This window comes from Coriobacteriia bacterium, from assembly GCA_016649875.1.
Lineage (GTDB): Bacteria > Actinomycetota > Coriobacteriia > WRKU01 > JAENWW01 > JAENWW01.
In genome coordinates this window covers 197772-222513 of sequence record JAENWW010000001.1, presented here as the reverse complement: position 1 = coordinate 222513, position 24742 = coordinate 197772, and the positions used below count along the sequence as shown (strand labels likewise).

The 24742-nt window shown below is 50.9% G+C and carries 21 protein-coding genes; 19 read left to right on the top strand and 2 right to left on the bottom strand.

Annotated features, from left to right (window positions below; genetic code table 11):
- Positions 1–25 precede the first annotated feature (25 nt).
- The 12 genes from JJE36_01035 to JJE36_00980 all read left to right on the top strand — a co-directional run bounded on the left by JJE36_01035 (position 26) and on the right by JJE36_00980 (position 12777).
- On the top strand, positions 26–415 hold the full coding sequence (locus tag JJE36_01035) for an ATP-binding cassette domain-containing protein (protein ID MBK5210904.1): 390 nt from the start codon (positions 26–28) through the stop codon (positions 413–415).
- A 45-nt stretch (positions 416–460) separates the two neighbouring features.
- Positions 461–1618 carry a glycosyltransferase family 4 protein gene (locus JJE36_01030; GenBank protein MBK5210903.1) on the top strand — a complete coding sequence of 386 codons (1158 nt, stop codon included), beginning with the start codon at positions 461–463 and terminating at the stop codon, positions 1616–1618.
- A gap of 178 nt (positions 1619–1796) precedes the next feature.
- Positions 1797–3050 carry a hypothetical protein gene (locus tag JJE36_01025; GenBank protein ID MBK5210902.1) on the top strand — a complete coding sequence of 418 codons (1254 nt, stop codon included), beginning with the start codon at positions 1797–1799 and terminating at the stop codon, positions 3048–3050.
- Positions 3037–4242 carry a glycosyltransferase gene (locus JJE36_01020; protein MBK5210901.1) on the top strand — a complete coding sequence of 402 codons (1206 nt, stop codon included), beginning with the start codon at positions 3037–3039 and terminating at the stop codon, positions 4240–4242. Before JJE36_01025 ends, JJE36_01020 begins: the two co-directional genes overlap by 14 nt.
- Positions 4217–5482 (top strand): glycosyltransferase family 4 protein, encoded by a 1266-nt coding sequence (locus JJE36_01015; protein MBK5210900.1) that lies wholly within the window; start codon positions 4217–4219, stop codon positions 5480–5482. The genes JJE36_01020 and JJE36_01015 overlap by 26 nt, the downstream gene beginning before the upstream one ends.
- Positions 5472–6668 carry a glycosyltransferase gene (locus JJE36_01010; GenBank protein ID MBK5210899.1) on the top strand — a complete coding sequence of 399 codons (1197 nt, stop codon included), beginning with the start codon at positions 5472–5474 and terminating at the stop codon, positions 6666–6668. The genes JJE36_01015 and JJE36_01010 overlap by 11 nt, the downstream gene beginning before the upstream one ends.
- Positions 6668–7693 (top strand): glycosyltransferase, encoded by a 1026-nt coding sequence (locus tag JJE36_01005; protein MBK5210898.1) that lies wholly within the window; start codon positions 6668–6670, stop codon positions 7691–7693. The genes JJE36_01010 and JJE36_01005 overlap by 1 nt, the downstream gene beginning before the upstream one ends.
- A 26-nt stretch (positions 7694–7719) precedes the next feature.
- A complete protein-coding gene (gene wecB / locus JJE36_01000) occupies positions 7720–8820 on the top strand; it encodes a UDP-N-acetylglucosamine 2-epimerase (non-hydrolyzing) (GenBank protein MBK5210897.1) in 1101 nt (366 codons plus the stop codon).
- A 5-nt stretch (positions 8821–8825) separates the two neighbouring features.
- Positions 8826–9983: a glycosyltransferase gene (locus JJE36_00995; protein ID MBK5210896.1), complete on the top strand. Its 1158-nt coding sequence runs from the start codon at positions 8826–8828 to the stop codon at positions 9981–9983.
- Positions 9980–10885, top strand: coding sequence for a glycosyltransferase (locus JJE36_00990; protein ID MBK5210895.1), 906 nt, complete (start codon positions 9980–9982; stop codon positions 10883–10885). The genes JJE36_00995 and JJE36_00990 overlap by 4 nt, the downstream gene beginning before the upstream one ends.
- The gene (locus tag JJE36_00985; protein ID MBK5210894.1) at positions 10882–11598 is read left to right on the top strand and encodes an N-acetyltransferase; all 717 of its coding nucleotides are present in this window, start codon (positions 10882–10884) and stop codon (positions 11596–11598) included. Before JJE36_00990 ends, JJE36_00985 begins: the two co-directional genes overlap by 4 nt.
- A 72-nt stretch (positions 11599–11670) precedes the next feature.
- Positions 11671–12777 (top strand): DegT/DnrJ/EryC1/StrS family aminotransferase, encoded by a 1107-nt coding sequence (locus tag JJE36_00980; GenBank protein MBK5210893.1) that lies wholly within the window; start codon positions 11671–11673, stop codon positions 12775–12777.
- 16 nt (positions 12778–12793) lie between these two features.
- On the opposite strand, the gene JJE36_00975 is transcribed toward JJE36_00980, so the two are convergent.
- Entirely contained in the window at positions 12794–13741 is a 948-nt protein-coding gene (locus tag JJE36_00975; GenBank protein ID MBK5210892.1) for a Gfo/Idh/MocA family oxidoreductase, read from the bottom strand.
- A gap of 129 nt (positions 13742–13870) precedes the next feature.
- On the opposite strand from JJE36_00975, the gene JJE36_00970 reads away from it, so the two are divergent.
- Positions 13871–14986 (top strand): glycosyltransferase family 4 protein, encoded by a 1116-nt coding sequence (locus JJE36_00970; protein ID MBK5210891.1) that lies wholly within the window; start codon positions 13871–13873, stop codon positions 14984–14986.
- A 14-nt stretch (positions 14987–15000) separates the two neighbouring features.
- Here JJE36_00970 and wecB (JJE36_00965) read toward each other — a convergent pair whose 3' ends face one another.
- Complete coding sequence (wecB, locus tag JJE36_00965; protein MBK5210890.1) at positions 15001–16143, bottom strand: UDP-N-acetylglucosamine 2-epimerase (non-hydrolyzing); 1143 nt, start codon at positions 16141–16143, stop codon at positions 15001–15003.
- Positions 16144–16295: 152 nt separating this feature from the next.
- Here wecB (JJE36_00965) and JJE36_00960 point away from each other — a divergent pair, with 152 nt between their 5' ends.
- The 6 genes from JJE36_00960 to JJE36_00935 all read left to right on the top strand — a co-directional run bounded on the left by JJE36_00960 (position 16296) and on the right by JJE36_00935 (position 24706).
- The gene (locus JJE36_00960) at positions 16296–17477 is read left to right on the top strand and encodes a glycosyltransferase family 4 protein (GenBank protein MBK5210889.1); all 1182 of its coding nucleotides are present in this window, start codon (positions 16296–16298) and stop codon (positions 17475–17477) included.
- The gene (locus tag JJE36_00955; protein ID MBK5210888.1) at positions 17477–18916 is read left to right on the top strand and encodes a phosphoglucosamine mutase; all 1440 of its coding nucleotides are present in this window, start codon (positions 17477–17479) and stop codon (positions 18914–18916) included. The genes JJE36_00960 and JJE36_00955 overlap by 1 nt, the downstream gene beginning before the upstream one ends.
- Before the next feature lie 15 nt (positions 18917–18931).
- Positions 18932–20059 carry a glycosyltransferase gene (locus JJE36_00950; GenBank protein MBK5210887.1) on the top strand — a complete coding sequence of 376 codons (1128 nt, stop codon included), beginning with the start codon at positions 18932–18934 and terminating at the stop codon, positions 20057–20059.
- A complete protein-coding gene (locus JJE36_00945) occupies positions 20059–21384 on the top strand; it encodes a sugar transferase (protein MBK5210886.1) in 1326 nt (441 codons plus the stop codon). Before JJE36_00950 ends, JJE36_00945 begins: the two co-directional genes overlap by 1 nt.
- Positions 21385–21386: 2 nt before the next feature.
- Positions 21387–23384, top strand: coding sequence for an O-antigen ligase family protein (locus JJE36_00940; GenBank protein ID MBK5210885.1), 1998 nt, complete (start codon positions 21387–21389; stop codon positions 23382–23384).
- A gap of 134 nt (positions 23385–23518) precedes the next feature.
- On the top strand, positions 23519–24706 hold the full coding sequence (locus JJE36_00935) for a hypothetical protein (GenBank protein ID MBK5210884.1): 1188 nt from the start codon (positions 23519–23521) through the stop codon (positions 24704–24706).
- The last annotated feature ends 36 nt before the right edge of the window (positions 24707–24742 follow it).

Sequence of the window (24742 nt, the reverse complement as noted above, 5' to 3'; positions counted from 1 at the left end):
CGTGGCCTTGGAGAAGGCCTATGCGATGTTTGTTTATGATCTCCCTAATGGGCTTGAATCTAAGCTCGGTGATCGCGGGGTGCGTTTTTCCGGCGGTGAACGACAAAGGATAGCAATGGCGCGCGTTCTTTTAGAGGACGCAGATATTTTGGTTTTTGATGAACCGACAAGCGCTCTTGATTCTGAGTCGGAAGGCTATATTCAAAAGACGCTTAATGATCTTCATGGTGTGAAGACGTTAATCGTTATCGCTCATCGTCTTGCGACAGTTGTTGCCGCCGATCAGCTTTTGGTGGTCAGCGATGGGCAAATCGTCGAGCGGGGAAAGCATGAGGAGCTTGTGAGGGCAGGCGGAGCGTACGCTCACCTCTTCAATAGTCAACTTATAGGGGCCGATGGACAGACACAGTCCTGAAAAACTCGATATTTAGTGGATGATTAGATTTGGAGCCTTTCGCAAATGTCAGAATTCGCATCGCCATCACATTTCACGGTCTATTTTGCAAATGAAAGATCTGTCGGCTTGTTTACAAAACAAGAGAGTATTGAAAACTACGGCGGTGCTGAGGTGCAGATGTACAATCTTGCTAAGGCATTTATCCAGAGTGGCGATATCGACATAATAATTCTTACAAAGAAAACGTCTCCGTCCGTCGAGTCGCATGGAATTAAAATCGTACAGGTCATGGATTCGATTCGTCATGGAATTCCAATTTTGTCTCGCTGGATAAACAAAGCGCGAGAAAACAAGATTTTCAGCTATCACAATGGTCCGGCATTTTTAATCGCAAGTCAGATGGAAGATGTTCGACTTATGCAAATTGCCCAAAATAAAGGCGTAAAAACCATATATCGTATTAACGGTGATTCGCTGGTTGATGGGTCTGGGCTGTTGCCACCTGAGTGGATTTCGATGGTTGAGGAGAGAATCAAAACGGCTGATTATGTTACTTCACAAAATGAAACTCAGGTGCTTTGTTTAAGAGATCACTTTGGAATAGACTCAGTTATCATCAATTCGCTATCTCCGGATTTCGACGTGCTTCCGTTTAATAATGGTGACACGATTCTATGGATAGGACGCTGTGACCCGGTGAAGAGGCCTTGGATTTTTCTCGAACTTGCAAAGGTGCTTTCACAATTTCAATTCAAAATGGTTTGTCCTGCCGCCGATAGAGCATTGCACCGTGAGATTATTGCCGAAGCGATGACTATTGAGAATCTTGAGTTTGTTTTTGCTGCAAGCAGGACAGAAATCGCCGCTCTGTATAATGAGGCCAGCATCGTTGTATCCACATCAATTTCGGAAGGAGTGCCCGGAACATTGATTGAAGCGAGTATTGCGAAAACTCCTTATATTTCCTATGAATTGTCTTTTGAAAAGTATCTGCGTGAGAATGAGATTATTATTTGTGCTGACGGCAACATGAATGTTCTTGCGGAGCAGGTGTGCACTCTAATGGGGAATGAGGACCTACGCAGGGTCATCGGCACGCGTGCTTTTGATTATGCTCAGCGGAAGTGGAGCAAGGAGAACGTAGTGCCTGAATATATAAACTTGTTCAAAACTATGATTGGTGTCGACGAGACAAGGCGAGACTTGGGCTTCAAAAAGTAGCACCAGCCCAATCGGTAGCCTATGGGAGTGAAGCTTCATGGCCAGCTACAGCCGACTGGCCTGTGGAATAGGCATCGGCGCAGTTGGGACGAATTCCGAAACCGTGCCTTGGCATAATCGGGATTATCTGTTGGTTAAGGGCATCGGTTTTTACTTATTTCTGGAGTAGTTGGAGAGCATGGATTATAAGGGCGATATATCGTTAAAAGGAAAAAGTATTTGCATACTTCACCCGAGTGCACCGGATTCTGACTTTCGATTGCGAAAAACAGTTTTAGCGCTTTCCTCGGCTGGAGCTGAGGTAACCGTGCTGTCTTATGATGAGAACCCAGAAAGGGGGCGGGTGGATGCTCCGTGCCGGGTGCTTTGTTATCCGATAAAGCTTAACATTTGTCATCCTTCTAATAATAGGATTTGGCTTTTACGGGTGTTATGGAATTCGACAATACTACGCGTCCAGGAATTGATTCAAATCCATCTTAATCACTGGTACGGTATGGCTGAGATTGCCGTCGGATTGAACGTCGATTTATACTACTTCATCAATGTGGATATGCTTAAACAAGCGGTTCATTTGAAGGAGTTGACAGATAAACCTATTGTCTATGAATCATATGAGTACTTTCCGGCGGAATTAAAAAACCATTCGTATCATCGAAGTCGGAAAGATGACAAGTTATTTAAATTGGAAAAAGAAGTTGTTCAAAAATGCGCGAGCGAAGTAATCGTTGTCGGCGATGAAATAGCGCAAGGTTATGTCGATTATTATGGGTGCAAGAAACCAGCTGTTGTTTATAACGTGGCTTCTTCGACTGTGGAGGATATTCGGAATACGGGCGCAGAAGTGAAGTTTTATTTTCAAAGTTACTTGCGCCCCACATACAATATAGAGGCTCTTATTGAGGCTTTTGGTAAAACGAGGGGAAGTGCATCTCTGACGATACAAGGGAAAGCTTTTGTCCAGGAGTACTGGCAAGCGCTTCTTGTGGAAATCAAGAAAAACCCAAGGGCGAACGATATCCATTTGTTGGGTCCATGTTCTCATAATGATGTTGTTTATGAGGCTGGAAAATATGATGTAGGGCTTATTTCAATATCCGCGATTGTTGGTGGCAGAGAAAGCGCGAGCACAAGATTATCTTTGCCAAATAAGCTTTTTACTTACGGCTCCGCCGGTTTGGCCATGGCTGCTTCGGATTATCCCGCCCAACGGCGAATACTGGAGGGGTTCGATTGTGCGCGCTATTTCAACCCGGAATCGGTAGCTGATTTACAGACGACGCTGCAATGGTTTATTGATAACAGAGATGTATTAGATGAAATGAAAAAGGAATCTCTTGTGTTTGCGCGTTTATATTCCTTTGAAGAGCAGGTAAATACGTTAGCTGAGGTATGCGGAAAGGCTATGGGTTTAGATAATGGCGGAAAGTAGTTTTCCGAAAATTGATCGACCGCTGCATGTGCTGCACCTTCCGATCAATATCCGTTGGATTATGGACAATATGATCGTCGGACAAAAAGAAGTGGGTATTGATGTAAAGAAGCTCCTCATTTCGCCTCAAGGAGTTGATAACTGGGAGCAAGAGCGAATCGATTACATTCCTGTGCGAAATCCAGTTAATAGACTTAAGGGATATCCACTTTACATTAAACAGACATATCAATATTTTAGGTATTATTTCAAACTCATTAAATGGGCAGATATCGTACATTGGCAATATTCGCAGCGTTGCTGGCACCGGTATGGGATATTTAAAGATATTGATTTTTTCTTACTTCGGTTGTTGAATAAACCCGTTGTCGCTCAGTTCCACGGAATGGATTTTCTAAATAATATTAAATGGTCGGAATCAAATCCCTGGTGGATGGAGTCATTCGACTCAGACCGAATGGATGAATTCAACATTCTTGCGGAGACTACACAAAGGGAGTTTGCTGAAGCGGGCAATTTCTTTGCAATGGGATACGGTATGCTCCCATCAGTTGAAGAGAAAAATAAGAATCGGGCATTTTTAATGGAACGTAGCGTAGATGTTTCTGCCATAGAGCCACGTGTGGATTACGCCAAACGAGAGAGGGTTGTTATCGTTCACGGTCCGTCTTCCCCGCAGAAAAAAGGCACGAAATATGTTTTACAGGCAATAGAAGAAATTAAAAAAATTAGGGATATTGAATTTAAACTGCTTACCGATATGACACACGAAGAAGTACTGGACGGTATGCGTGGTGCAGATATTGCTATCGACCAATTGCTCTGTGGCGATTATGGGGTTTTCTCGGTTGAAGCTATGGCGTCGGGCGTGGCAGTTGTTGCAAATGTGTGTCCGGAATTGCAAGAGGCGTATCCACATGATTTGCCAATAATGTCAGCGACCCCATTAACGATAAAAGATGTCCTATTGTATTTAATTGACGATTCAGAGGAACGAACACTTCGAGCGAAGCGTGGACCGGAATATGCATATAAAGTTCATTCAATTGAAGCTACAACTCCCGAAATATTGAGAGTATATAAAGCAGTTGCGCAAAAAAAAGGACAGAGTAAGACCGTCGAGCGAATTGAATATCATTTAGAAAAATGTAAAAAGATAGGTTGGCATGGTATTTCCGATGAGGAAAAATAGTGACATAAAAGTTGTGATGCTCATTAGCAATAACTTGGAGATTGACGCACGAGTCCGTAAAGAAGCGCAGGCTGTGTCTGATGCCGGTTTTAATCTGACTGTTGTCGGGATTGGTAAGAATATTCCTGAAGATTTGGTTGATGCTGATTATAAACTTGTTCTTATAGAATCGATGTATAAAGGAAAAACACTTTGTCCGCGCTTGGGCCAAGAAGATATTTGGTACCCCGTGCGCGTGCTCGTGAATCTCACTGTCACAAGGTACCGCCAAAGACAGTTCGGTAAGATTTATCGAGAGAATGCTCGATTTCCTGATATCGTCGCGAAACCCGAGATGGTATCTGTCGCTTTGGTTGCAAATCCGGATATTATTCATTGTCACGATTTAGATACTCTCTGGGCAGGCTATAATGTGGCGAAATCTACCGGCGCAAAATTGATCTATGATTCACACGAGATATATCTTGAGTTACGTTTTCTCGATCCTATCTTGCGGTCACAGTTCGCTGAGGTTGAATCCGAGGTATTTCCCAAAATCGATGCGTTTATTACCGTGAGTCCGGCAATCGGGCGCGTGCTCACGCAAAAGTACCAAAGCGATATCGAGCCGGTAGTGGTCTATAACGGAGGTACTCATATCGTGGACACGGCATCTCTGGTTGCTCGGCTGCCGAAGTTGTTCTTTCAGGGTTATTTCGCCACCGATAGAAATAATATTCAGCTTATAAAAGCTATGGATAAATTGAGAGGTAAGGCTACGCTCACGCTACAGGGATGGGGACAAGACGAAGACGCATATAAGCGTCTTATCAAAGAGATGAAGCTTGAAGAAACAGTTTGTCTTATTCCACCTTGCGGACCTTTGGATGTTGTAGCGTCTGCTTCGCATTATGATGTCGGTATCATAAACTCCATAGGTATCGACGAGAACTTTAAGAATACGCTTCCCAATAAACTTTTTGACTATATGTGCGCCGGGTTGGCAATAGCATCGACTGACTTGCCTCCGATCAAAGAGATAATTGATGAGAACGGTTGCGGCATGACTTATGAACAGAAAGGCGTTAATCACACTGCCGAGGTATTATTGGGGTTAGTTTCTGAGCCCGATAGAATTTTCAATATGAAGAAAGCAAGCTTGAAGGCGGCTGAAAAATTTGTCTGGCCACGTCAGGCTGAGAAGCTAACGGCTCTATACAATTCACTTGCATGCAAGATAGAGGAGAATAATGCAAATTAGCGGTAAAAAAATATGCATCGTGGTCTACGGAATCGTCGATGGACGGAGTATTAAGACGGCTCGCGCGCTATCGTGCGCGGGAGCGTACGTAAAAATAATATCGTACACATATTCAAGAAAAAGTTATGCAGGGGAATCATTCCAAGTTGAATATCATAATCCTGCGGCGGCGGTACCGAGCAAAATCAAGTTACGGCCGTTTCGGATACTTGAAAATTTTACGATAAAGAGAATTCAAACATTAGTTTTGCAAAAGAAAAACGGCTTATTCGGGACGAGCAAAGTCGCAGAAGATTTAACCAATGAATCGCTCGACTGCATATGCGCTGTTAACGCAAACGTTTTAGAGGGTTGTGCGATTGCCGCCAAAAATCTTGCTATTCCGTTTGTTTACGAAGCATACGAATACTGGCCTGATCACTCGAAGGATCGAGCATATAGGCTCACGTCCGCAGAACGTTTATTTTTGCGGCAGTCTGAACGAAAGTTTGCAAAAGATGCAAAGGTCTTTATTACAGTTTCTCATTATTTGGCATCGCAGTACCAAACTGCGCTTGGACTGGTGAAAGAACCAGCCGTAATTTTTAATGCGCCCTTCACTTTTGCTAAGCATCCGACTGCTGTCCATTCGCCGTTGAAGATTGTGTGCCTTGGCTATTTTCAAGCGCAACGAAATCTAAAGAATATTTTCGATGCAGTAGCAGCGCTGAAAGGTGTAGAGCTTGTTTTTCAAGGCGAGGGAGCGCTCGAAAAATGGTTCAAAGATGAAATTAATGTGCGTGGCTTGCATGATAAAATATCGGTTTTGCCCATGGTTCCTCAAGACGAAGTCAGTGATTCTATCGCCGATTATGATGTCGGAATTTTTTGCCCCCAGATTTACAATGAGCAAATGCAAGGTGCATTACCAAATAAATTTTTTGAATATATTTCTGCTGGTCTCATTCCTGCGATGACTAAAACAAAAGTATTTTCCTCTTTCCCTGAGTTTGACTCTTTCGGGGTGTTTATTGACCCTGAAAGCGCTGATACCATACGCAGGGATCTATTGTTGTTAAAAGATGAAGGTAGCCTTTCCCAGAAGAAGCTCAATGCTTATAGCGCCGCTAAGAAATATTGCGGGCCACTGCACATACAAAGTATTGCTAATCTTTACGAGAACGTTTTTGATGAGGAGAATCTATAATGAAGGTGCTGCATACTCCTCTCAATTTAGCCAGCGACGCCTGGAGTCTCGTTAAAGGGCTGCGCGCAATCGGTGTGGATGCTCATCTTGCTACCATTTCCGAAAATATATTCGTGAATTCCGGCGATATAGATTTGACGTTCAAAGACTGTAATTCTCTCGCCCGGCAATATAAAAAGTGGCGTTTTGTGAGAAAAGAAATGGCACAATACGATGTCGTTCATTTTCACACCGGTCACTCGATATTGGATTACGGCAACGGTCCGTTCATGTTGATGGATATGAAGACGGCTCATAGGCGCGGGCAGACCATCGCCGTCACCTATCATGGTTGTGAGGTGCGCAATCTACAAGAGGGCGGTTGTCCTTGGCCGTGCTCGGCCCCTGTTTGTTTGCTGAACAACAGGCAAGGGCGCTTCGATGAAGCGATGAAATATGCGGATCTCGTCTATGTGACTACTCCCGATTTATTACCTGCGGTGCCCGGGGCGATGCTCTTGCCTCAGAGTGTGTGGGGAATCGAGGCCAATCCGCTCATTCCGCCGAGTAATCAGCTACCGATGAGAATCGTCCACGCTCCAAGCAGACGCTCGACAAAGGGTACGGAGTCGATTATCGAAACGTGCAATTCACTGGTTTCCGAAGGATTGGACATCGATTTCAGGCTTGTCGAAAATGCTACGCACGAGCAGGCGCTCAATGAAATGTCGAAAGCTGACGTCGTTATCGATCATGTTCAGATCGGTTGGTACTGTGTCGTATCGGTTGAGGCGGCCTCGTATGGAAAGCCGGTGGTGGTATCTTTCGACGACGGTTATGTGAAACTTTCGGGGATGCAACGACCGCCTTTTTCTCAGGCGACGAAGGCCACGCTCGGCGAAGTGTTGCGAAAACTTTACGCACAAAGGGATGACCTCGCAGACATCGGTTTGAAAAATAGGGAGTTTGTTCTTAAACGACACGACGCAATTTTGAATGCACAGCGCGTGCTGAGCGATTATGAGAAAATAGCACATCTGAAATAGAAGTAAATATTACATCGGAGATGTTCATGCCAGTAAAAGTTCTCTCGATATTCGGCACACGACCCGAGGCCATCAAGATGGCTCCCGTCGTAAAAGCCCTTGAAGCAGACCCCCGTTTCGATTCGCACGTGCTGGTCACGGCGCAACATCGCGAGATGCTCGACCAAGTTCTGGACTTTTTCGACATCGTTCCCGATTACGATCTCGATATCATGACTCACGGACAGACTCTCGACCAGATCACCTCTCGAGTTCTTCTCGGCACAAGCGAAATTTTCAGCCGGTCCAAGCCGGTTATCGTACTGGTGCACGGTGACACCACGACCACGTTTGCTGCTGCTTTATCGGCCGCGTACAAAGGGATAGACGTCGGGCATATCGAAGCCGGCATGCGTACCGGAGACATCAGACAACCGTTCCCCGAAGAGCTCAACAGAACGCTTGTCGCGCGTCTTGCACGTTGGCATTTTGCCCCCTCGCAAGAATGCGTCGACAATCTTTTAGCCGAGGGGATCAACCCGAATATCATCATCAGGACCGAGTATAACACCGGAGTTTCGGCGCTTCTTCTGGCAAAGAAAATCTTGGGTCTTTCCGCTACGGGCACGCGTCCGCAAACCAAGAAGATTCTCGTGACGGCGCACCGCCGCGAGAGCTGGGGAGAGCCCATGCGCAGGATTTTCGGTGCTGTCGCCGAAATCGCGCGCCGGCTTCCCGAGTATGAAATCAATGTAGCGACGCACGCGAACCCCCTTGTTGCAGACGATGCGCGACAGATTCTCGGTTCAGTTGAAAACGTCAATCTCATCGGACCGCAAGGGTACGGAGATTTTGTGCGCCTCATGGCCGAGTCAAGACTCATATTGTCGGATTCCGGCGGCATCCAAGAGGAAGGGCCCACACTCGGCGTGCCGGTTGTGGTGCTCCGAAACAAGACGGAATATCATGAACTGCTTGATGCAGGGGTCGTGCATCTTGCCGGCACCGATAAAGATTCCATAGTAGGCAAAACGCTTGAGATCCTTGAGCGTGAAGAGTGCTCTGTCGTGTCGGACGAGTTTTCTCAAAGTCGGGCGAAGAATTCGACCATACAAGAGATTCTCTCAGTCCTTGCGAGCGGCGTATGATGCGTGTGGCAGTAGTGACAGATGCTCCTTTTTATCGAGATCTTCGAGCCCGACGCACGGTCGATGCTCTCGCTCGCATCGGTGCCGATGTCTCTGTCATCGATCAAGGTTTTGAGGTCGACAAGTCTCGTGTCGTTCTTGAAAAAGAGTATCGACTTTATTCAGGTGCTGTTCCTCCATCGAAAAGTGGAAGATTCATCTGGCATCTTAAAAACAGAGTACTTCCGCTGCGTGCTTATGACGAGCGATCTCAGCACATCTATGAGGTTTTGCTTGCAGAAAATCCGACGGTCATTCACTGCATAAATGTATTTGCGCTGGAGCCTTGCGCGAAAGCTGCTGAAAAACTCGACGCGCGACTGGTGTATGAGGCATATGAGTATTGGCCGGAGCATCTGCACTCTAAAACGACGAGCATTCCTTCTTCGCTTGCCGAGCACTTGGAAAAGGCTGAAAAAGAGATCGCCCCGACCGTCGATGCATTCATCACGGTGAGCAAGCCATTTGGAGATTGGTACCGCAGATATCTCGATGTTGTGGACCCCGCTATAATTTTTAATGTCAATGCTCCCGATTCTCATAGCGAAGGCGTAGTAAACAATGATAAGAATTACTGTTTGAGAGTGGTTCACTCAGGGAATCTCTTTGTGAACAGAAAGATCGAACAGGCCTTGTACGCTCTTGATGAAACCGATGACTTTTGTTTGGCGATCCAAGGCGACGGCCCGCAAAAATCTCGTCTCAAGGCTATCGCAAAGAAAAACGGCTGCAGTGACCGAGTCGAGTTCATCGATTCCGTTCCCGCAGAAAAGCTGATCGATTCACTGCAGGAGTTTCAAATCGGACTGCAACTGCATTCCCCCGACTCGATGCAGACGGATGGGACTGTGGCGAATAAAATTTTCGATTATCTGCGTGCAGGGCTCGCCGTTATCGCGGTCGACACCTCCGGGATGCAATCACTTGACCGCATCGATGAGTTCGCGCTGTTGATCGAAGAGGCTACGCCGAGTGCAATCGCGCAGGCTGTCGATGAGCTGTCTTCTGACAGGGGACGTTTATCCTCGATGCGTCGCTCGGCGCTGCGTGAGGGCGCGCGATATTCGCGCGAGGCTCAAATGCTGAAAATTCAAAAAATCTATGAAGGGCTCGATGCGTCATGAATAATGAAGTATTCAACCGAGAAACGGTGGGGCTTGCGATAGCGGCATATAATGCCGAAGATACGCTGGCTCGTGCGGTTGCATCGATACAAACGCAAGGTGAGTCCGTGGCACAAATCGTGATCGTGGATGACGGTTCGACGGACTCCACACTGAGCATCGCAAATAATCTTGCGAAAACCGATGAGCGTATCACGGTGGTGACGCAGAAAAATTGCGGTGCCCCCGTTGCGCGAAATCGTGCGTTTTCGTTGTTGACCACCGATTGGGTTGCGTACTTGGATTCAGACGACGCTTTGTCGAAAGATTATCTCGACACGTTCGGACGGTTCATATCCCAGCATTCCGAGTATGACGTCTATATGTGCAATGCCATTCGAATTAATGCCCGCGGTGAGAGAAAACTATATCGAGAGCTCGACGATTATTATGAAGTTACGCTCGGCGAGATGATTGCAGGAAACCGAACGGTGAGCGGTGGTGCTTTGATGCGAGCGAGCGTCTTTTCCCGTATCGGGGGCTTCGACCCTGAAATTCGCGTTTCCCAAGACTATGATTTGTGGCTTCGCATCCTTGCAGAGGGACTGCGTATAGTCATGCTGAAGGAGCCGTTACTCCACTATTACAACTCGATCGGGAGTCTTTGCTCTAATCCCGTGCGTAGTCTGTACGCGACACGCGGCATCCTCGAGAAATTGATGGCGACATACAATCTTTCTCCGGAGTGTAGGGAGCTTGCGGAAAAACATAGAGAGGAAAAGACTACAAAGATTAAGCAAAGCAAATATCTCGAAAAAATTCGCAAAAAAGTGGAACCGGTGTTCGGCGATTATTCGAACAGGTTCTTTTTCTGGATTTTCACGAGTGCGGCGGGAATGCTGCGGACCATAAAGGGGAAATGATGCAGGACTTCAAAGATGCGTCCATCGGTGAATACACGGTAATCGAACCCGGTGCGAAAATCGGCGCCGGCAGTGTCATCGGTAACAACTGTACGATTTATTCCAATGTCGTGTTGGGAGAGAATTGTCTGATTGCCGATTGTGCGGTCGTGGGCAAAATGCCGAGACTCGCGCAATCATCGACGGCCGCCAAAGGGGTACTGCCTTCGTTGCAAATGGGCAAAGGGTGCAGCATCGGGGCGCATACCGTTGTCATGGCCGGTACTACATTCGGTGACGATTGCCTCGTCGGAGACGGCGCGAGCATTCGAGAGCGATGCGTCATCGGTGATAACGTCGTCGTGGGACGAGCGGTCACGGTTGAAAACGATACCTCCATCGGGTCACGCACACGCATCCAAGCGGGCGCATACATTACCGCATATGTCACCATCGAAGAAGATGTATTCATCGCTCCCATGGTCGTCACCACCAATGATAACTTCATGGGGCGGACCGAACGTGTCAAAGAAATGAAAGGCTGCACGATTCGCCGTGGGGCGAGAGTCGGCGGCGGCGTGCACATTCTTCCTGCGATAGAAATCGGTGAAGAGGCTTTCATTGCGACCGCTGCCATTGTCACGAAGGATGTTCCTGCGTACACGGTGATGATGGGCACTCCTGCACGTGTGGTGCGGAAAGTTCCTGAAGAAGAGCTCTTGGAAAACCAATAGAATGTATTTGAAGTATTATCATTAAGTAGTCAATATGATATTTTACGTTGTCAGTTTAGCCGAGGAGCAATCATGGGTGTACCGCTTTTAGATCTCACGAACCAATATTTCGAACTTAAAGAAGAGTCGGATGCGCTGTGGACCGACGTCATGTCGCATGCCGCATATATCGGTGGACCCAGGGTATCTCAACTCGAACGCGACCTTGAAGAATATGTCGGCGTCAAACATTGCATTGCGTGTGCGAACGGGACCGATGCGCTCTTTTTGATACTCGAGGCCATGGGAATCAGTCATGGCGATGAAGTCATCACGACGCCGTGGACATTTTTCGCCACGCTTGAAGCGATACAGCATATGGGCGCGCGACCCGTTATGGTCGACATCGAACCGGGTACCTATAATATCGATCCTGAGAAGGTTCGTGCTGCGATAACCGAGCGCACGAAAGCGATTCTACCGGTGCATATTTATGGACAGTGCGTCGATATGGATGCCATCAATGCACTGGCAAAAGAACATGGTTTGTTCGTCGTTGAAGATGCATGCCAGGCGATGGGCGCGACCTATAAAGGGAAAAAAGCCGGTTCGCTTGCAGATGCGGCCGCTTTCAGCTTTTTCCCCACCAAGAATCTCGGTTGCGGCGGAGACGGTGGATGCATTACGACAGACAGTCAAGAAATCGCCGATAGGTGTCGCCTCATCGCGGCACACGGCAGCGCGAAGAAATACATTCACTCAGACTTCGGGGTGAACTCCCGCCTTGATGCGCTGCAAGCAGGTTTGCTTTCGCTCAGGTTGACCAAACTCGACGAGTGGAACGACCAGCGCCGTGCCGCCGCGCATTATTATAGTGAGCAGCTTGCAGGTGTCGGCGATATCGAGTTTCCTCGTGAGGCGTCGTACGCTGAGCCTGTTTATCACCTGTATATTTTGAAGTCGCAGTCCGCACCCGAGGCTATGAAGGCGCTACAAGCGCGCGGTATCGGTTCAGCGCTTTACTATCCGCTTTCGCTTCATGAGCAAGAGTGCTTCGAGAAATTGGAGGGCTGGGTAAAGCCTTCGCTTCCCGTTGCCGAGGATGCTGCGAACAAGACATTTGCAATTCCGTGCTACCCCGGAATAACAAAAGAGCAGCAAGACGAAGTCGTTGCTGCTCTCAAAGAGATTTACGCATAATACTTAATTCGTGGCATTATTTACAGAGTTGCTCGATTTGTTCGACCAAAGTGACCGCTTGAAGCCCGTCCTCGCCCGAAACGGTGGGGCGGGTTTTGTTTATAACCGCCTTGTAAAAATCATCCTGTTCGCGTGCGAGCGGTTCACCTCCGCGATCGATCGTCGGAATTTCGACGATGCTGGCTTGTGCGAAAACCAGATCTTCGCCCTCGCCCTCGTAGGACACTTCTGCCTGACGTTTAATCTCAATATCTTGGCGGAGTGTGTCTGCGACGATATAACGGTTCGGCTCCGATACGCTGATACGACGAACTTTGTCTTGGGTTGCGCGTGACGTCTGAAGCGTTGCGATACAGCCGCTGTCGAAGCGAATGATCGAAGTCGCGACGTCGGTCGTTTCGCTGAACACGCTCATTCCGATTGCTTCGACCTTTACCGGGTTTCCGCCGGCAAGCCAGCAGGCCAGATCGATGTCATGTATTGCGAGATCGTAAATCACACTGTCCTTGATGCGAGGGGTATAGGGGGAGAGGCGCTCGATGAGAATCATTTTCGGCTCATGCAAGAGTTTCTTCAGGGTGCTGACGGCGGGGTTGAAGCGCTCGACATGACCAACTGCCAACGTCAGACCTTTGGCGTGCGCCGTCTCAACGAGTTGTTTCGCCACTTCCGGGTTTTGAGCTAAAGGCTTTTCAATGAGGAGGTGTACGCCGCGTTCCATCAATTTAAGTGCCGCATCGGCGTGGTACTGTGTGGGTGTCACGACGATGGCGACGTCGATTTCGGGAAGTTCTTCGATTGTTGCGAAAACCGGCGCTCCCCAAGGTGCGGCGACCTCTTTTGCATGGACGGTGTCGGGGTCGACCACGCCGACGATTTCGACATCCGGATGTTGAGACATGATGCGGATATGATTGCGTCCCATTCTTCCCGCACCGATTACTGCGCCGCGTAGTTTCGACATGCTTCCTCCATTGATTGAATATGGCATGTTTCACGCCATTGATATACTGTTACTAGAATAACATTTGCAAGTTCTTTCAGTTGAAAACGAACAGAAGTATCTATCGATGCCATGCGGGGAAAAATGACAATGCGAATTTTACATGTGGCAGCTGCGAACTCCTTGCAAGGCGGCGGAGAAAAGCATGTCGCAGACCTCATGACAGAGTTGGCGAAACGCGGGGATGACGTAGCGCTTGTCGCCCCCGACGGGGGAGATTTGGAGCGTGTCGCCGAAGATTTGGGCGTGAAATATTATCCGGCATCGATTGCCTCGGGATATTCTTCGGCACGGGTGAAGGCTGTTCGGAGAGCCATCGAGGATTTCAAGCCCGATATCGTGCACGCGCATGGTCACAGAGCCGCGATGTTTGCCCGTCTCGCCGACCGACAAGCCTCCCTGCGAGTGGTGTATACCCTGCATGGCATACACGTGGGCAGGGGAATGCTCGCCCCGGTTAAAACGGCCATCGAGCGTAGGTTGTGTTCCCACACAGCCTATTTCATAGTCACCTGCCGTGCCGATGAAGAGCTCGGACGAAAATTGCGAATCCTCGACCAGAGCCGATGCAGGGTCGTGTACAACGGGATAAAAGATGCCGTCTACCGAGATGAAAAAGGTTCGTTTCGCAAGGAATTCGGACTGTCTATAGATGATGTGCTTGTGCTACATGTCGGCCGTTTGAATCCTCAAAAAGATCAAAAAACGCTCATCGATGCGGTTGCTTCCATCAAACAACCGGTGGGCTATGATTTCAAACTCGTGATGATCTGCCCGGGCGAAGACGAGGCTCGGCGCGAGATGCAATCGTATGTGGAATCGAAAAGCTATGCGGGAAAAATCGAGATACTTCCAGGGAGACCGAATCTCGCGCGAGCATACGCGGACTCCGATATTTTCACCCTGTCCTCGGTGGGGGAAGGGACTCCCTATTCCGTTCTTGAGGCGATGCAAGGTGGCTGCGCAGTCGTGTCCACTGCGGTCGGCGGAGTCGTCGAGGCAGTCGAAGAGGACTCATCGGGGTTGCTTGTGCCGCCGAAGAACCCCTCGGCGCTCGGAGAAAGGCTTAACGAGTTGGAGCAGGATAAAACGAAATGTCGGGAGTTCGGTTTGCGCGGAGCGCACATTGTCGAGGAGCGCTACACCTTATCGGCCATGGTGGATCAACTCGTGGAAGTCTATGAACGGGTTATCGCCGGCGAGTAATCGGGCTTGTCATATCATCGCGTATTTGCTTCGATGAGTGCCTCCACCATGCGCTCGGCGGCATGTCCGTCCCACAGTTCGGGGCGGAGCGGCGTTCGTTGTGCGGAAAGAGTATGGTGATATTCCGCTCTGATTTTTGATATATCGTTGCCCACAAGCACGCTTGCCCCGCCGTTTTCGCGCAGCGTTATGGGACGCTCGGTATTCCAGCGAAGCGTCAGACATGGGGTGCCGAGTACGCAGCATTCTTCCTGCAGACCTCCGCTATCGGTAAACATCAGTTTTGCCCCCATATTGAGACGCAACAGATCGTGATATCCCAAGGGTTCTACGAGTAGCATGTTATCGTGCGCCACCAATTCATCCCACAACCCGAATGTTTGCAGGTTTTTCTTCGTGCGCGGGTGCACCGGCCAAACGAGTGGCATATCCGTAGCGACTTCGTCGAGAAAAAATCGCACGAGAGGCATCAGCGTTTCAGGTGAGTCGACATTGCTCGGTCGATGCAGCGTGATGACGGCGTACCCGCCATCTTCGAGCGCAGTCGTCGAGTTCTCTTCGGCGAGCTTATTTTGGTCGATGATTTCATTCAGGTCGAGCTTTGCGGCTTTATCACGCTGCGATTCAAGCGTGTCTATCATGATGTTGCCGGTGAACACGATGGATTCAGGGTCGACTCCTTCACGGATCAAGTTTTCGCTGCTCAGACGATCAGGCGTCAACAACAGGTCCGAAATTCGGTCGGTGACGAGTCGGTTGATTTCTTCGGGCATACTCATGTCGCGGCTGCGAAGGCCCGCTTCGATATGCGCCACGCGGATTCCGAGTTTTTTGGCTGTTATGGAGCAGGCCGCCGTGGCGTTCACATCTCCGACTACGACAACCCAGTCGGGCTGTTCTTCGATCAACACGCGTTCGATGGCGATCATCGTGCGACCGACCTGTTCTGCATGGGTGCCGGACCCCACGCCGAGGTTGATGTCGGCGGCCGGAATGGACAGCGAAGTGAAAAAGGCTTCGCTCATTTTGTCATCGTAGTGCTGACCGGTATGTACCAAGAGATGCTCGATGGACGTAGGAGAAGCAGAAATTGCGTGACAAAACGGAGCGATTTTCATGAAATTCGGACGTGCACCGACGATACTGATGATTTTCATAAGTTCTAACTCCCGAAGAGTGAAGATTCGAAGGAAATATGGGTCGAACGAAAGCTCTTCCCATTCTAGCATGCAGGGGAGAAGTGTTACACTGATAGCACGAGTACAGCCTGCATAAACAGGCCTGGTTTTCTATGATGAAAGGGCAGCCGATGTCGAGCAAATTACGTGTGGTAATCGTAAATAACTTCTCGGGTCCCAGCGTCGGGCGTTACGGTTTGCGCGCCCTTCCTCTCGTGAAAGGACTGCTCGCTTCGGGCGCACGTGTCGCCGTCGTGGCTGCCGCCGGTTCGGGTTTCGCGCATGCGGCCATCGACGCGGGAGCGGATGTGACCGCCATATCCATGTCGCGTTTTCGAGCTCCCGCCATCGTCCACGCCATAAAAGATGCCGCATGGCGCATAAATGCCAACGTAATCAGCGGTACCGGCTATTTCACCAATCTCTTGGTTCGCCAAGCCGCACCGGCAAACGTCAAAGTCGTCAATACCGCCGCACGTATGCCCAATGTCCCCGTTGAGTTTTTCGGCGGGAATGTCGAGGTGACGTTTCGCGACCTCATCGACACGGTCAAGCGCGACCGTTCCGATGCCTATGTCGCCATATCGCAAGCCGTGGCCGATGCCTTAGTCAGACATGGCGTTCCCAAAGATATCATCACCGTGATTCCCAATGGAATCGATGCCGACGCGTTCAAAGAGGCGTCGACCGACCTGACTGGGGACGGTGCCGGAAAGATTCCGGTGTCGACGGTCAAAGAGAAGCGCCGCCCGCTCATTTTTTGTGCGGCCCGAAATATGGACTCATCGAAAGGTATCGACGTACTGGCCGAGGCGGCCGCCCATATGTTGCACACGTGGCCGTCTGATGCGCCGGTGCTCAAGCCGCACTTTTTCGTGGCCGGTTCCGGTCCCGAGAAAAATGTTTTGCGCGATTACGCAAAAGGCGAAGGTATTGAGCATGACTTCCAAATCGTCGGCTATGCTCCGCTGATCGCACCGTGGTATGCGGCGTGTGACATCACCGTCATGTCGTCTCGCGCCGAGGCTGCCGCAGTCGTCGCGCTTGAGGCGATGTCGCTTGACAAGCCGGTGATTGCAAGTAACGTCGGCGGAATCCCCGAAGTCGTCATAGATGGGGAAACCGGTATTTTGGTCGAGCCCGATGATTCGGCCGCTTTGGCCGATGCGATTCGCGACTTGGTCACCGACCCGCAACGCGCCCATGCCATGGGCGAGGCCGGCGGCAAGCGCGTGCGCGAGTTATTCACCGAGCGACAGATGGTGGATTCCTACATTGAACTTTTCAAAAAACTGACAGAAGGACAAAGCTAGTGCCATCAAACGAAATTCACTTCGGCACCGATGGTTGGCGAGCGGTCATCGGCGCCGATTTCACGTACGCCTCTTTGCGCCGTGTCGCTTTGGCGGCGGGTCGCGTGTGGGCGAGAAAGGAGCCGGCAGCGACGATCGTCGTCGGGTATGACACCCGTTTTCAAGCCGGAGCGTTCGCGCGCGCGGCAGCCGAGGTGCTTGCCTCATGCGGACTGCGCGTACAACTCAGCGATGCCTACATTCCCACACCCGGTCTGTGCTATTCGGTGGCGCAAAACTCCCGTGCCGTCGGTGGCGTCCAACTCACGGCCAGCCATAACCCGGCCGAATATCTCGGGTTCAAGGTGCGTATGTCAGACGGCGGGGCATCTCCGGTCGAGTTCACCGATGAGATCGAGGCGGAGCTTCTCGCACTCAGCAGGGAGATTCCCGCAGAGATTGAAAGCTTCGTTTTCGATGAAAAACTCATCGAGACCACCGATCTCGTGAGCCCGTATCTGGACTCGTTGCGTGCGTTCATCGATTCTGAAAACATAGCGAATTACCTTGAGAAGCGCGGGGGATTAAGCGTCGTGGTCGATCCGCTCTACGGTGCCGGACAGTCCTATCTGTCTCGGCTGCTGTGCGAACTCGGTGTTGACGTGCGCGAAATCCACGGTGAGCTCAATCCCGGCTTCGGCGGTCTTCACCCCGAGCCGATTCCGCCCTGGACGCAGACCGCAAGCACGGTCGTGGTGGCCAACAAAGCTGCCGCCGGATTCGTCACCGACGGAGACGCCGACCGCATCGGCGCCATCGACGAAGAGGGCACCTTCGTATCTCCTCACCGCATAATCGCGCTCGTCGCCCAGCACCTCGTGGAGGACCGCAAACTTTCCGGCCGCATCATAAAGACGCTTTCGACCTCGACGACCATCGACAGGCTCGGCGCGCTTCTCGGCTGCGTTGTGGTCACCACGCCGATCGGCTTCAAATGGATTTACGCCGAAATGTTGAAAGGCGATGTGCTCATCGGTGGCGAGGAAAGCGGCGGCATCGGCATCCCCTCGCATGTGCGCGAACGCGATGGCCTGCTCATGGCGCTTTTGCTCACCGAGATGATGGCGCATCGTTCTAAGACGCTCAAAGAACTCGTCGACGATCTTGTCGCACAGGTCGGATATATGTACTATCGGCGTGACGATTTGCGGCTCGAACTGTCGGTCAAAGATAACTTCGTAGCCAATCAAGATAAGGTGGACCCGGAAAAAATCGCCGGGCGCACCGTGATTGATACGATTCGTACCGACGGTATCAAATTCCTGTTTGCGAATGATGAATGGTTGTTACTGCGGCCGAGCGGCACCGAGCCGTTGATTCGCGTCTATGCCGAAACGAACACGCAAGAGGCTCTCGATGAGTTCTTGGCTGCCGGCGCCTCTCTCATCGAGACGCTGTAAGGGGATAGAGGCGGCATGCGGATACTCTTGGTCAATAAATACTATCCTCCGCATGTCGGCGGTATCGAATTCCACGTGCGAGACTTAGCCGAAGCGCTTGCTCGCGCCGGACATGAGGTGCGTGTTCTCGTCTGCAACGAATCGGGCAGGCATGTTGTCGAGTCCGTCAACGGTGTCGAAGTGGTGCGGTGCAAGCGAGCCTTCGAGAAAGCGTCGACCCCGGTCAGCTTCGAATTCAGGCGCATGCTCGACAAATATGCCGCGCAAGCCGATATCGTCCACTTTCATTTCCCCTATCCGTATGGTGAGTTCGAGTGGTTGCGCTCGAAAGCGTTTCTCAACACTCCCTATGTGGTGACCTACCACACCGATATCGTCCGCCAAAAGTTCGCGCTGGCGGTGTATCGCCCCTATCTTGAGCAGTTTTTGGACGGTGCGGCGCGTATCATGGCAAGCTCTCCCCAGCTCATCGAATACTCGGATTTCCTATCCCGCCGGTCGCACAAATGCGAGCAAGTCAACTTCGGCTTGCCTGTCGAGCATATCGCCCATAACACGGCGGCGAAAAAACGAGCGGTCGAGTTGCGGGCCTCACTGGACGCTCGGCCGATCGTCTTGTTCGTAGGCCGGTTCGTGTACTACAAGGGAGTCGAGGTGCTCATCGACTCCATGCCGCTCGTCGATGCCGAGTATGTCGCCATCGGTTCGGGTCCGCTCAAAACTGTGATGGAGGAGCGCGCACGCGAACTCGGCGTTTGCGACAGGCTTCACATCATCGACTACGCCGCCGATGAGGAGCTGATCGCGTGGTACCACGCGGCAGACGTTCTCGCGCTTCCCAGCGTGTTGCCCTCCGAGGCGTTCGGCTTAGTCCAAATCGAAGCTCACGCCGCAGGCACTCCGACGGTGTCGACTTTGCTCGAATCAGGCGTTCCTTACGCCAACCTCGACGGGGTGACTGGCTTTTCGGTCGAGGTGGGCAGTTCGCACGCGCTTGCGGTGGGTCTCAATGAGATACTGCTCGATGCACCGTTGAAAAAGAAATTAGGCGAGCAGGCGCAGCGTCGGGCTCTCAGTGAGTTTACAATAGATGCAATGGTCGAAAAGGTATCCGAGGTCTATAGGGGAGCGTTGCGTAGATAATGTCGAAAATGCGATTCACCTTCCTTTCGATAATCGTCGATGCCGTTATAGTCAATGCGACGATTTTGCTGGCATTTCTCATCCGCTTCAGAGGCGACATTCCGGCATTCAACTTTTCCTCCTATCTCAATATCTGGTGGGTATTGACGCTCGTTTATTTAGCGAGCGGATGGATTTATGGGCTGTATGAGCCCGAGCAAATCGACACACCGTGGGGCACGACGCGCGCGGTGGTGTCTTCGATGACCTTCGGTGCCGTCGTCGTGGCCGCCGTAGCGTTCTTCGGGGGAACGGCCACCGTCACGTTTGCGCGTTGGACGCTTATTTTGAGTTGGCTGTTCAACGTTGCCTTTCTCATCGGGTGGCGTATCGCGTTCCTGCGGGCGTTTTCTATTCGCTGGCCCGTGCAGCGTACGATGATTCTCGGCACGAACGCGGTTGCCCGGGATTTGGCTCGCTCGATTACGGAGCGCAGCAAGTGGGGATGGCAGTTCATCGGGTTCATCGCACTCGACGGATGCTCGCAGGAATCTTTGGCGCAAGAACTCAAGAAACGCAAGATAAACCGTCTTTTGGTCGCCGAACCGGTCGATATCAGAGAGATTTTGGAGACCATCACCCTGAACAACGACATTCGGGTGACCATCGACGTCGTGCCTGAGATGTATGAGATATTTTTCGGGGAGATCGATTCCATCGTCGGTGACATACCGCTTATGCGGCTCGTATCGGCGCAGCGTCCTCGCTATGAACGCTGGTTGAAGCGAGCCATCGACATCGTAGGCGCTTTTATCGTGGCTGTCGTCACGTCTCCCGCCTGGATTTTGAGCGCGCTTGCAATAGTGATCGAGAGCGGTCGTCCGGTTTTTTACAAACAGACGCGCGTCGGTCTCAAACAAAACGATTTCACCATCTATAAATTGCGCACCATGCGCAAAGACGCCGAGTCGATTTCAGGACCCGTGCTCGCCTCTGAAGAAGACCCGCGTATCACACGTGTCGGGCGTTTCTTGCGACGTTATCGCATAGACGAACTTCCGCAAATCATCAACATTTTGGAAGGAACCATGAGTTTCATCGGTCCTCGACCTGAGCGACCTGTGTTCGTCGCCGAGTATATCGAGATGATACCTGGCTATGCCGAGCGTTTCAATATCAAGCCCGGCGTTACGGGACTTGCCCAAATCAACGGTGGCTATGCGACTACGCCGCGCCGTAAGTTGAAATATGATTTGATTTATTTGTACCATCAGAGCGTAAGTATGGATATTCAAGTCGTCGTGGAAACGTTAAAAGTGGTACTTACGGGCAGAGGAGCACGTTGAAGATGAGCAATGCGAAAACAAACAATTCGAGAGCGCAAGGTACCGTCGGCTTGACCTCTTCGGGAAAAGTCGCGTGGTGGGCGCTGATCGTGTTGGTGTTCATTGTCCCGTTGGCGATGTCGAATTTCATGTTCCTCGGCTTTAAACTTTCTTTCAGTGCCGATGTCTATGACACGGCGAAGGTGACCATTCTGCGAATCGGAAGCGTGATAGCTTTGGTCGCATGGGTCTACGATATCTTGAAAAACGGCGGAAAACTTCGCTGGTCACCCGTGTTTTTCGTGTTCGCGGGGTTCCTCGCTTGGGCGACGATCGCCACGCTTACTTCAATCGCCCCCTTCACCAGCTTTTTCGGGAAGTATCGCCGTTATGACGGCCTGTGGTCCTACTTGATATATGCGATTCTCTTTTTTCTCGTCGTACAATATGCCACAAACGGCACAAGAATCAGAATGATTGCGAAGTCGCTCGTACTTTCCAGTTTTTTCGTCGCCGGCTACGGCGTCTTGCAAGCCTTCGGCATCGAACCGATTATGATCGGCTCCAAGCTTTTCGAGGCGGGTCGGTCGTTTTCGACATACGGTAACCCCGACCTGCTTGCCGGGTTCCTCGCGTTCAGCGTGTTCATCACGTTCGGTTTGGTCCTCTCCGAAAAGAATCATCTCTGGCGTGCGGCGCTCTGGATTATTCTCCTCATGAATGTGCTTGTGGTGATTACCGCTTATTCGCGTTCGATTTGGATCGGAAGCGTCGTCGGCATTGTGGCGATTTCGGTATTCGCATTGCGACAACGCGTTCGCATCAAGCCAGTCGATGGGGGCTTTTTGGGAGGAACCGCGCTCGCCGTCGTGGCGCTTGTCACCAAGTCTTTGACCAACGATAGCGCTGTGACCAACATCGGCGCGCGCTTCGCCTCGATTTTTCAGTTCAGTGAGGGCAGTTCGCTGACCCGCTTTGAAATATGGCGTGCGGCAATCGATGCAATCAAGGATCGGCCGGTTTTCGGTTTCGGACTCGATACGTTTCGTCTGGTGTTTCGTCGCTATCAGCCGCTTGCCTACTCGCAAGACGCCGGATATCTATCGGTTGCCGATAACGTGCACAACTCCGTTTTGCAAATGGCCGCCGGCGTGGGGATTTTCGGCATGTTGCTTTTCTACGCCACCGTCATTTGGACGGCCGCCGCGTCTTTCAAGGTGGGTTTTGCCCGGGCAGACGACGATACGACGCGGTTCAACGGCGGAAAAATGCTCTATTGCGGTTTTTGGGCGGCGTGCGCGGCTTATGTGACGCACCTCTTTTTCGGACTTTCACTTCCGGGCTGTACGTTTTTGCTCTTCGTTTCGATGGGAGTTTTGATCTCTCCTCTTGCGAAAGAAATCGAGATCAGACCTTCACGTGTAGCGTATCCGGTTTTTGCGGTGACTTCGATTTTGGCGTTGGTCGTCATCTCATTTTCGGCGACGTTTTATTTTGCCGATTCGGCTTGCGAAAAGGGCCGTGCGTATGCCGCCGCGGGCGACAATGAAACCGCACTCGGTTATTGCACGAGTGCTGTAAAACTCAACCCCTATAACGACCAATATAAATCACAGCGTCTTACCGCACTCGGACAGTTGGCGATAAACGCGGCGAAGGCCGACCCTCAGGCGCAGTCCACGAAGACTTCGATCGCGCAGGCTATCCAAGCGGGAAAAGACGCCATCGACTTCGTACCGTGGGAGTATGACAACTATTCTCTTCTCGGAATGCTCTACAACCAACTCGGAGATATTTTCGGGGATAAAAGCTATTGCAAAGCAGGAGCCGACATGATGGGACCCATGGTCGAAAAGACTTCGAATGCCCTTCCTCTTCGATATGCCTACTCGCTCTCTTTGTGGGGGCTCGGACAAAGGCAAGCGGCAATCGCGCAGATAAAGTTCTGCGTCGAGCATGACACCAACTTCACCGGTGCCGCGCAGATTCTCAGCCAATTCCAAGCAGCGACGAATAAGTGATGATGAAACGAGCAGTTGGCGGCTGGACGACCGACGTCGTTCTCATCTCGGCATCTACGAAATGTGGGAAAAATGTGGATTTGTAGTTTATAATGTCTATTAGTGTAGAAATCCACCTACTTAGGGGAAAAAGAATGAAACTAATTGATTCGTTTAGGAATCCGGTCACACGTCCGCGAGCGATTATCTGGACCGGCACGATTCTGGCAGTCCTGTGTATGGTAATCGTGGTCATGTTCGCCGCGAGCTCATCGTATTGGTTCTGCGCCGAAGTCTGCCACAAAGTTCAAGATGATGCCATCAGTGCATACAACCGCTCTCCTCATAACAAGGTGAACTGCCTCGCGTGCCACATTCCCGCAAACGACGGCCCGATTGGATTCACCATCCACAAAATAGAATCGTTGCCTGAATTGCCGATGGCGATATTCAATACCTATTCGTTGCCGCTCAACGCGGAGGATGGTGTCGCCCTCAGCGGATATGTAATGCCGTCGACACAATGCACTCAGTGTCACGACCTCTCCAAGCGCAAAGTGACTCCGAGCGCCGGTATCATCATCAACCACTCGGTTCACTCGGAAAATAATATTTCCTGTACCATCTGTCACAACCGCGTCGCCCACAATGAGTCGGGCGACTGGACTCCGGTGAACAATGATCCTCAAACGAAAAAATTGAGCACCAAGCATGATGATTTCTCGACGATGGACGGTTGCTTCCGTTGCCATCGTCTCGCAGACGACGGTATCGCCGCCTCGACGCCTTTTACGGCTTCCGGTGAGTGCAAAACCTGTCACCCCGCATCCTTCAAGCTCAAGCCGGCGTCGCATGACGCGGCGAACTTCCTGAGTAGTATGCACGGCAAGTTGGCCGTCGTAGAGACCAAACGTGTCGAAGAAGCGACACAAGAGGCGAAGAGCAAAGTAATTGATGAGAAGTCGGCAAAGACCAGAGAAGGTGCCGCGGTCAAAGATGTTCCGAGCATCCGCGAAGTCAACAGTTGCTATACCTGTCACGCTAAAAAGTTCTGTGAGGATTGTCATGGCGGTGTCGTTATGCCGCACCCCGAAGGCTTCTTGAATACCCACAAGACCGAAGCCACCGAGCATCTCGCGGCATGTACCAGTTGCCACGGTGTTCAGGGCTGTACCACGTGTCACCACAGCGACACCAACGTCCCTGGTTACACGTACGATACCAAGAAGAGTTGGTTGTCACAGCACAACATCGCTGCCGGCAAGGCCGGAACGGCATCATGCTTCAAGTGCCACCAGTCGACGTATTGTGCACACTGCCACGTGACCGGATTGGTGAATTAAGTCGAGATATGTGCGGTGTTTGAAGAGTTCTTAAGA